This window comes from Dactylosporangium sp. NPDC000244 (assembly GCF_040300725.1).
Taxonomy (GTDB): domain Bacteria; phylum Actinomycetota; class Actinomycetes; order Mycobacteriales; family Micromonosporaceae; genus Dactylosporangium.
Window position 1 is genome coordinate 121,048 of sequence record NZ_JBEPEH010000036.1, and the last position, 9,019, is coordinate 130,066.

Below are 9,019 nucleotides of genomic sequence, written 5' to 3' on the forward strand. Positions count from 1 at the left end.
CAATCGCGGGGCCGCCCTTTGCTGTTGCCTGACCTACTTGGCGGCGGCCTTCTTGGCCGGCGCCTTCTTGGCGGCGGTCGTGGTCTTGGCGGCGGCGGTGGCCGTCGCCGTCTTGCGAGCCGTCGTGGAAGCGGCGGCGCGGGTCGTCTTGGCGGCGGCCTTCTTCGCCGGAGCGGCCTTCGTGGCGGCCTTCGCCGGCGCCGTCTTGGTCGCGGCGGCCTTGGCCGGAGCGGCCTTCGCCGTCGTCGCCTTGGCGGTGGTGGCCTTCGCGGTGGTGGCCTTCGCGGTCGTCGCCTTCGCGGCGGTGGTCTTCGTCGCGACGGCCTTCTTCGCGGCGGCGGCGACCTTCGGCACCTTGCCGCTGGCGACCATCTCGCGGAAGCTGGCGCCCGCGCGGAAGGCGGGAACCGACGTCTTCTTCACCTTCACCGCTTCACCGGTGCGCGGGTTGCGGGCGGTTCTCGCACCGCGAATGCGCTTCTCGAAGACACCGAAACCGGTGATGGCAACCTTGTCGCCCTTGGTCACGGCGGCCTGGATCTCGGCCAGCACCGCGTCCAGCGCCGCGTTCGCCGACTTCTTGTCGCCCAGGCGAGCGCTGAGCGCCTCGATGAGCTCGGCCTTGTTCACGTTTCCTCCCGTACCAGAATTAAAGTCCCTGTGGGCAAGGTATCCCAACGCACACAGGATACAAACATATGACGGAAAAGAAATCGTTGTGGAGTAACGGATTCGGCCGAAGGCTCATCGAGACGCCCTGCGAGGGCTAGTGAACGACGGGTGTCCACTCCGGACGGCCTTGTTCGAACTCGGTGATAGCGCCTTCGTGGCGAAGGGTGAGGCCGATGTCGTCGAGGCCTTCCAGCAGCCGCCAGCGACTGAAATCGTCCAGCGGGAAGTCCCATTCGTGGGCGCCCGCGCGCAACTGGCGGCTCTCGAGGTCGACCGTTACCTCAAGCTTCGGGTCGGCCTCGATCGCAGCCCACAGGGTCTCGATGTTTTCGCTGCCGATCTCGACCGGCAGCAGGCCGCCCTTGAGCGCGTTGCCCCGGAAGATGTCGCCGAAACGCGGCGCCACGACGGCCCGGAAACCGTAGTCCTGCAAAGCCCATACGGCGTGCTCACGCGATGATCCGGTGCCGAACTCGGGCCCGGTGACGAGGATCGAGGCGCCCTCGTACGCGGGATTGTTGAGCACGAATTCGGGGTCGGACCGCCAGGCGTTGAACAGTCCGTCGGCGAACCCGGTGCGGGTGACGCGCTTGAGGTAGACGGCGGGGATGATCTGGTCGGTGTCCACGTTGGACCGGCGCAGCGGAACTGCCGTGCCGGTGTGGACGGTGAACTTCTCCATGAGTGTCCGTGTCCCTTTTAGTTCAGGTCGGCAGGGGCGGCGAGATGACCGGCGACAGCGGTCGCGGCGGCGACCGGGGGCGAAACCAGGTGGGTGCGGCCACCGCGGCCCTGGCGGCCCTCGAAGTTGCGGTTGGACGTCGAGGCGGAGCGCTCGCCGGGCTTCAGTGTGTCGGGATTCATACCCAGGCACATGGAGCAGCCCGCGAAGCGCCACTCGGCACCGGCCTCGGTGAAGACCTTGTCGAGGCCCTCCTCCTCCGCGGCCGCGCGTACGGACGCGGAGCCGGGCACGACGAGCATGCGGACGCTCTCGGCGACGCGGCGCCCGCGCAGCACGTCGGCCGCGGCGCGCAGGTCTTCGAGCCGGCCGTTGGTGCAGGAGCCCAGGAAGACCACGTCGATCGCGACGTCGCGCAGCGCCGTGCCGGGGGTCAGCGCCATGTACTCCAGCGCCTTCTCCGCCGCGACCCGCTCCGCGTTCTCGGTGAAGTCCTCCGGGCTGGGCACGAAGCCGCCCAGCGGCGCGCCCTGGCCGGGGTTGGTGCCCCAGGTGACGAACGGGGTCAGCTGGGAGATGTCCAGCGTCACCTCGGTGTCGAACTTGGCGCCGTCGTCGGTGCTCAGGCTCGCCCAGTACTCCTTCGCGCGGTCCCAGGCCTCGCCCTTCGGCGCGTACTCGCGACCCTCGATGTAGGCGAAGGTCGTCTCGTCCGGCGCGATCATGCCGGCCTTGGCGCCCCACTCGATCGACATGTTGGAGATGGTCATCCGACCCTCCATGGACAGCTTCTCGATCGCGGGGCCGCGGTACTCCACCACGTGCCCGCGCCCGCCGCCCGTGCCGACCTGGCTGATGAGCGCCAGCACCAGGTCCTTCGCGGTGACGCCGGGGCCGAGCTCGCCGACGACGTTGACCGCCATGGTGCGCGGGCGCGCCTGGGACAGCGTCTGGGTCGCCAGGACGTGCTCGACCTCGGAGGTGCCGATGCCGAACGCGAGGGCGCCGAACGCGCCGTGGGTGGAGGTGTGCGAGTCGCCGCACACGATGGTCATGCCCGGCTGGGAGAGGCCCAGCTGCGGTCCCATGACGTGGACCACGCCCTGCTGGGCGTCGCCCAGCGAGTGCACGCGGATGCCGAACTCCTCGGTGTTGCGCCGCAGCGTCTCGATCTGCGTGCGCGAGACCGGATCGCTGATGGTCAGCAGGTTGTCGGTCGGCGTGTTGTGATCTTCGGTCGCGATCGTCAGGTCGGGCCGGCGCACCGGCCGGCCGGTCATGCGCAGGCCGTCGAAGGCCTGCGGGCTGGTGACCTCGTGCACCAGGTGCAGGTCGATGTAGAGCAGGTCAGGCTCACCGGCGGCGGACCGCACGACGTGCGCGTCCCACACCTTCTCCGCCAGCGTTCGCGGCTGCTGTCGTGCTTCTCCCACCATCTGGACATCCTAAAATTTGGGAGGTATGTTTCGGTCTGTGGGACACAGTATGAGCGGTGTCGGCGTGCTCGACAAGGCGGTGGTCATCCTTGCCGCCTGCGTCGACGGCGCCAGCCTGGCGGAACTGGTGGAGCGGACCAAGCTTCCGCGCGCCACCGCGCACCGCCTGGCGCAGGCGCTGGAAATCCACCGCTTACTGGTTCGTGACGCGCAGGGGCGCTGGCGGCCGGGCCCGCGGCTGGGTGAGCTCGCCAACGCCGCGCCCGACGTCCTGCTGACCGCCGCCGAGCCGATGCTGACCGCTCTGCGCGACGCGACCGGCGAGAGCGCGCAGTTGTACCTGCGCCGCGCCGACGAGCGGCTGTGCGTGGCCGCGGCCGAGCGGGCCAGCGGTCTGCGCGACACCGTGCCGATCGGCGCCGTGCTGCCCATGACCGCCGGCTCGGCCGCACAGGTCCTCCTCGCGTGGGAGCCGCCCGAGGCCGTGATGCCGCTGCTGCCCCGGTGCAAGTTCACCGGGCGCACCCTCGCGGAGGTGCGGCGGCGGGGCTGGGCGCAGAGCGTCGCCGAGCGCGAGCCGGGCGTGGCGAGCGTGTCCGCGCCGATCCGGGACCGCACCGGGCGGGTCATCGCGGCGATCAGCGTGTCCGGGCCGATCGAGCGCCTGGGCCGGCGGCCGGGCGACCGGCACGCGATGGCCGTGGTGCGCGCCGGGCAGCGCCTGTCCGGCCTGTAGGCCCTCCCCTTCGACGCCGACCGGCCCGGACCTGCGCGTCCGGGCCGGTTTCGCGTTCCCGGGCGCGAGCGGGATGCGCGGCGCGCGGACGCGCCTACGATCGGCGCCGAGCGGCCCGGACCTCCCCGTCCGGGCCGGTTTCGCGTTCCCGGGCGCGAGCGGGATGCGCGGCGCGCGGACGCGCCTACGACCGGCGCCGAGCGGCCCGGACCTCCCCGTCCGGGCCGGTTTCGCGTTCCCGGGCGCGAGCGCGTTGCGCGGCGCGCGGACGCGCCTACGACCGGCGCCGAGCGGCCCGGACCTCCCCGTCCGGGCCGGTTTCGCGTTCCCGGGCGCGAGCGGGTTGCGCCGTGCGCGGACGCGCCTAGGATCGGCGCGGTACGTGCCGTGCGGAGTTCCGGGTGTACCGGCGCGCGGGCGCGTACTGCATCGGCGGATCCGGGGCGCGGTCCCGGAGCGCATCAGCTGGAAGGAACGCCAGTGCCCGAATCGACGACCCCCGCCAGCCCGGAGCCGGACGGCTCGGCCGGCCTGCACGCCTCACCCTCGTCCGGGACACCGTCCAACCCGCCCGGCCACGGCCCGAGCGGCCCGGACGCGCCCGACTCCCCCGCGACGCCGACGGATCCGCAGCTCCCGCCCGCGCCGGGCGGCGGCAGCGGCGGTGGCAGCGGCCGCGGCGGCTGCATGTCGATGATCATCGCGCTCGTCGTGTTCATCGCGGCGATCCTCGGTATCGCCACGCAGCTCTAGATCGCGTCCGCGCGCCGGTCCGGACCACGGCCGCGCGCCCGCGCCGCCGACTCGGCGGATTCATGACCGTGCACTCCCCCGCTAGCATCTCGGTCACATTCAGCGGGGGAGGCACACCCATGTCATCGACGGACGATCCGTCACAGCCGGGCACCACCGAAGATCCGCCCGGCGCTACCGAAGAGCCGCCCGGCACCACCGAGGAGCCCCCGAGCGCCACCGAAGAGCCGCCGGCCGCCGGCGAGGCGGCCGAGCACTCCGACACCCAGCCCGTCGAGGCCGAGCGCCCGGCCTCCGGGACCTTCACGCCCGTCGACGCCGTGCTCACCGGCGCGATGTCCGCCGACGGCATGCTGTCCGGCCCCGGCGGGGCGGACGCGCCCGGGCGGCCGCGGCGGCGCCTCGCCCTCGTGCTCGGCGCCTCGGCCGTGGTCGTCGCGGTGCTGGCGGCGGGCGCGGCGTACGCGGTGATGCAGCGCTGGGACAAGCCGACCGGCGCGCTGCCGGAGGAGCGGCTCCCGGCCTCGGTCGCGGCGTTCGCGCGGGTCAACCTGACGCCGGGGCTGGGCCAGCGGGTCAAGTTCGAGGAGCTGCTGCGCAAGACCAAGGGCGCGCCCCCGGACCTGGACGGGCTGGAGCGCGAGCTGTTCGAGGACCTTCGGGCGCCGGTCACGTATGCGGACGTGGCGCCCTGGTTCGACGACCGCATCGGGGTCGCGATGTGGGCCGCGCCCGCGCGCCCGGACCGGGCGGTGACGCTCGTCGCAGCGTCGGCGCGGGACGAGAAGCAGGCGCGCGGGTCGCTGGAGGCGCTGCAGCGCCGGCGCGGGACGGACCACGTGGGCTTCGTGGTCGAGGACGGGTACGTCCTGCTGGCCGTCGGCGACCTGGACGCCCAGGGCACCGCGGCGGCCGCGGCGGCGGAGGCGAAGCGGGCACCGCTGGCGAAGGACCCCGGGTTCCGCGCCGCGATCGCGACGCTCCCGGGCGACCAGCCGGCGATCGGCTGGGCCGACCTGGCGAAGGCGAACCGGCTGAGCCCGGAGCTGGACGAGGAGTACGTGTCGAGCCTGATCGGCGGGGTGGGCTTCGTCGAGAACCCGGTCGCGGGTCCGAGCTCTTCGCCCGTGCCGGCCCTCGACCCGCACGGGGTCGCCGTCTTCGGCCTCCGGGCGGCCGACGACGCCCTCGAGGCGACCGTGCGGCTCATCGGGGTCGACGGGCTGCCGCTCGGTACCGATGCCGGGAAAACGGACGTCCTGGACGCTCTGGGCGGCCTCTCCGGCGATGCCTCGGCCGCGGGCGTCCTCGCGGGGCCGCTCGGTGACCTGACGAAGGTGCTGGGGCCGGGCGCCGGATATCTCCCGATGAGCCTGTTCGGCATGGCGATGCTGCCCCCGGGCCCGCTCGGCGAGAGCGACCTGGGCGAGCTGCCGCCGGGGTTCATCATGGCCGACGACGAGGAGATCAAGCGGTACATGCGGGAGCACCCGGAGATGTTCGTGGACGTGCCGGCGGGCGACCTGAAGATCATCACCGGCGACGAGGTGGTGGAGCGGGTGCGGATCGGGACGCAGCCGGACAAGCTCGCGGCTGCGCTCGCGTCCGGGCTGGGCGCGGCGCAGACGGTGTCGTTCACCGTGGCCGGGAAGGCCGGCGAGGAGTCGCCGGAGGCTCCGCTGCTGCTCGATCTGCGCATGGCGGACGCCGCGGCGGCCGCGCGGACGCAGCAGGAGCTCGCGGACCTCGCGAAGATCAGCCAGGCGAAGTGTGAGCAGCACGAGGACCACGTGGTGCTGCGCTCGGGCGCGTATGCGGGCGGGACGTCGCGGCTGGCGGACGATCCGCTGTTCCGGCGCGCGATGGCGGGCGCGGTCGCGAGCCCGGTGGCGGCGGTGTACCTCGCGGGGTCGGCGGTCGGCGATCCGGTCCGGGCGGTCGGGGTGACGGCGGGGCGCGCGGGCGCGGACACGGTGCTGCAGGCCCGGCTGGTCGTGGCCTGAACGAGACCGGGGGCCTGGAGATCACATCTCCAGGCCCCCGGGGCCGGTCCTAGAAACACAACAGCCGCCTCGAGGTCTGACTCCTCGAAGCGGCTGGATCGTGCGTAGCTGTAGCCCCGACCGGATTCGAACCGGCGCTACCGCCTTGAGAGGGCGGCGTCCTGGGCCGCTAGACGACGGGGCCCCAGTACTTACTTTCCTTACGTGCTGACGTGCTGTGAAACACTACCAGCACCGCGATCTTGCTGCGGCGCTGGGGTACCAGGACTCGAACCTAGACTAACTGAGCCAGAATCAGTCGGGCTGCCAATTACCCCATACCCCATTGGCGCTTACCGCGCCGGAAGAGAACTTTACCGGAGAGCCCCTTCCACGCCAAATCGGTTGTCGCCAACACGCCTAATCCAAGGTCAGGACCTTGTTGCTGAGCGCGCCGACCCCCTCGATCGAGACCACGACCTCGTCGCCGCTGACCATCGGGGAGACACCGGCGGGGGTGCCGGTGAGGATCACGTCGCCGGGCAGCAGCGTCATCACATGTGACACATATGACACGAGGGTGGGCACGTCGAACACCATGTCCTTGGTCCGGCCGAGCTGGCGGACCTCCTCGTTGACCTCGCAGCGCACCTCGACGTCGCTGACGTCCACGCCGGTGACGATCCACGGCCCGATCGGGCAGAACGAGTCGAAGCCCTTCGCGCGGGTGAACTGGACGTCCTTGCGCTGCAGGTCGCGCGCGGTCACGTCGTTGGCGCAGGTGTAGCCGAAGATCGCCGCGGCCGCGCCCGCGCGGTCGACCCGCCGCGCGCCGGTCACGCCGATGACGACGGCGAGCTCCGCCTCGTGCTCGACCTGCTGCGACTGCGGGGGAATCCGGATGGCGTCGTTGGGCCCGATGATGGACGTGGAGGGCTTGAGGAAGAGCAGGGGCTCCTTCGGGACGTCGTTGCCGAGCTCGGCCGCGTGGTCGGCGTAGTTCCGCCCGACGCACACCACCTTGCTGGGCAGCATGGGCGAGAGCAGCCGCACGTCGGCGACGGCCCAGCGCTGGCCGGTGAACCGGAGCTCCCCGAAGGGGTGGCCCTCGATCTCGGCGACGGTCAGCCCGGACGCGCCGGCCGACGACTCGCCTTCCACGACCCCGAACGACATGCCACTGCTGTGGGCGAAACGAGCGATACGCACGGGTGGAAATCTACTCCCCGAGCACGTGACGCTCCACGAACGCGTTGCGGAAGGTGCCCGCCGGGTCCAGCCGCGCGGCGAGGGCGGCGAAGTCGCGCCCGCGCGCATACCCCGGCGCGTGCCGGAACACCTTGCCCCAGTGCGGACGCGGGGCGAAGGGCGCGAGGGCCTCCTCGAGCGCGTCAACCGCTCCAAGAACAAGATCATTATTCGGTACCCACGTGAAGTGCAGCGCCACGCTGTCGCGCTCGAAGTGCGGGCTGAGCCACATCGAGTCCGCCGCGACCGTGCGGATCTCGGAGATCTGCAGCGCCGGCACGACCTGGTCACGGACCCGCTCGACGGCCGCGAAGGCCGCGACCGCGTCCGCGCGCGCCACGAAGTACTCGGTCTGCAGCTCCTCGCCGCTGCTCGGGGTGAACTCGAGCTTGAAGTGCGGGAGCCGCTCGTGCCAGGGCCCGGGCGCGCCGCCCTGCTCGGTGCAGTGCTCGGGCGACATGACGGCGATCGGGTGCCGCTTGCCCGCGGCCGGGACGGCGCCGAACAGCTCCGCGGGCGCGGGCGCGTCCTCGTCGCGCCGCTTGAGCCACACCTGGTCGATGGTGTCGCCGTGCCAGCCGGTGAAGAGACTGACGCTGTACGCCGCCGACGCGATCTCGTCCCAGTGCGCGTCGAGCCGGGCGCGCGGGAGCTGCTCGTAGACGTGCTGGCTGACGCGGTACCGCGGCTGGACGTCGAGGGTGACCCGCACGACGGCCCCGAGCGCGCCGAGCGCGACCACGGCGCCGTCGAAGTCCGCGTCCCCGCGCCGCAGCGACACCAGCTCGCCGCCGCCGGTCACGATGTCGACGCCGGCGACCGCGGTGGCCAGGTTGCCGAGCCCGGCCCCGGACCCGTGTGTGCCGGTCGCGACCGCGCCCGCGATCGAGATGTGCGGCAGCGAGCCGAGGTTGTGCAGCGCGTAGCCTTCCGCGTCCAGGCGGCGCGCCAGCTCGCCGTAGCGCACCCCGCCCGCGACGCTGACCGTTCCCGCGCCGGCGTCGATCCGGATGTCGGCGGGCAGTCCGGCCACGCTGAGCAGGTCGGCGTCGGTGTCGGCGATCGTGTTGAACGAGTGGCCGGTGCCGAGCACCCGCACCCGCTCCGCCCGGGCGACGATCTCCTGCACCTGCTCGACGCTCGCGGGGCGGTGCACCCGCGCGGCGCTGAACTCGATGTTGCCGGCCCAGTTCCGCAGCCGCTCGCTCATTTCTGCCGCCTCCCAGCCCATGTGAAGCCCGGTACCGCCCGCCACGGTAGCGACCTCGGACGCCTTCCGCCTCCGCGCGCGCCCTCGACCCCGGCTTCCACGCCCCGATAGGGCCGCTCGCCTGCACGCTCTCGCTTCGGGCCGGTTCACGCGCTCGCCTCGGGCCGGGCCACGCGCTCGGGCGCCCCGCCTCCGCGCGCCCGCCTCGGGCCGGCTCGCGCTCTCGGCCCGGGCGCCCCGCCTCCGCGCGCCCGCCGCGGGCCAGCTCGCGCTCTCGGCCCGGGAACCCCGCCTCCGCGC

At 72.7% G+C, this 9,019-nt stretch carries 8 protein-coding genes and 2 tRNA genes; 3 read left to right on the forward strand and 7 right to left on the reverse strand.

Annotated features, from left to right (window positions below; all coding sequences use genetic code 11):
- Positions 1 to 33: 33 nt before the first annotated feature.
- From ABT369_RS41705 to leuC, 3 genes are all read right to left on the reverse strand, one after another.
- The gene (locus ABT369_RS41705; protein ID WP_350621166.1) at positions 34 to 630 is read right to left on the reverse strand and encodes an HU family DNA-binding protein; all 597 of its coding nucleotides are present in this window, start codon (positions 628 to 630) and stop codon (positions 34 to 36) included.
- Between the two features lie 136 nt (positions 631 to 766).
- A complete protein-coding gene (gene leuD, locus ABT369_RS41710; protein ID WP_350621129.1) occupies positions 767 to 1,354 on the reverse strand; it encodes a 3-isopropylmalate dehydratase small subunit in 588 nt (195 codons plus the stop codon).
- A gap of 17 nt (positions 1,355 to 1,371) precedes the next feature.
- The gene (gene leuC / locus ABT369_RS41715) at positions 1,372 to 2,790 is read right to left on the reverse strand and encodes a 3-isopropylmalate dehydratase large subunit (RefSeq protein WP_350621132.1); all 1,419 of its coding nucleotides are present in this window, start codon (positions 2,788 to 2,790) and stop codon (positions 1,372 to 1,374) included.
- Between the two features lie 49 nt (positions 2,791 to 2,839).
- On the opposite strand from leuC, the gene ABT369_RS41720 reads away from it, so the two are divergent.
- From ABT369_RS41720 to ABT369_RS41730, 3 genes are all read left to right on the forward strand, one after another.
- A complete protein-coding gene (locus tag ABT369_RS41720) occupies positions 2,840 to 3,526 on the forward strand; it encodes an IclR family transcriptional regulator (RefSeq protein ID WP_223101757.1) in 687 nt (228 codons plus the stop codon).
- Between the two features lie 480 nt (positions 3,527 to 4,006).
- A complete protein-coding gene (locus ABT369_RS41725; protein ID WP_350621134.1) occupies positions 4,007 to 4,279 on the forward strand; it encodes a hypothetical protein in 273 nt (90 codons plus the stop codon).
- Positions 4,280 to 4,398: 119 nt separating this feature from the next.
- Positions 4,399 to 6,282, forward strand: a complete 1,884-nt coding sequence (locus tag ABT369_RS41730) for a hypothetical protein (protein WP_350621136.1) — start codon at positions 4,399 to 4,401, stop codon at positions 6,280 to 6,282.
- Positions 6,283 to 6,393: 111 nt separating this feature from the next.
- Here the strand turns inward: ABT369_RS41730 and ABT369_RS41735 are convergent.
- The 4 genes from ABT369_RS41735 to ABT369_RS41750 form a co-directional block, all read right to left on the reverse strand.
- A tRNA-Glu gene (locus ABT369_RS41735) sits at positions 6,394 to 6,466 on the reverse strand.
- Between the two features lie 69 nt (positions 6,467 to 6,535).
- A tRNA-Gln gene (locus ABT369_RS41740) sits at positions 6,536 to 6,607 on the reverse strand.
- A gap of 74 nt (positions 6,608 to 6,681) precedes the next feature.
- Positions 6,682 to 7,470, reverse strand: a complete 789-nt coding sequence (locus ABT369_RS41745) for a fumarylacetoacetate hydrolase family protein (RefSeq protein WP_350621138.1) — start codon at positions 7,468 to 7,470, stop codon at positions 6,682 to 6,684.
- Positions 7,471 to 7,480: 10 nt separating this feature from the next.
- Complete coding sequence (locus ABT369_RS41750) at positions 7,481 to 8,719, reverse strand: FAD-binding protein (RefSeq protein ID WP_350621140.1); 1,239 nt, start codon at positions 8,717 to 8,719, stop codon at positions 7,481 to 7,483.
- Positions 8,720 to 9,019 lie beyond the last annotated feature (300 nt).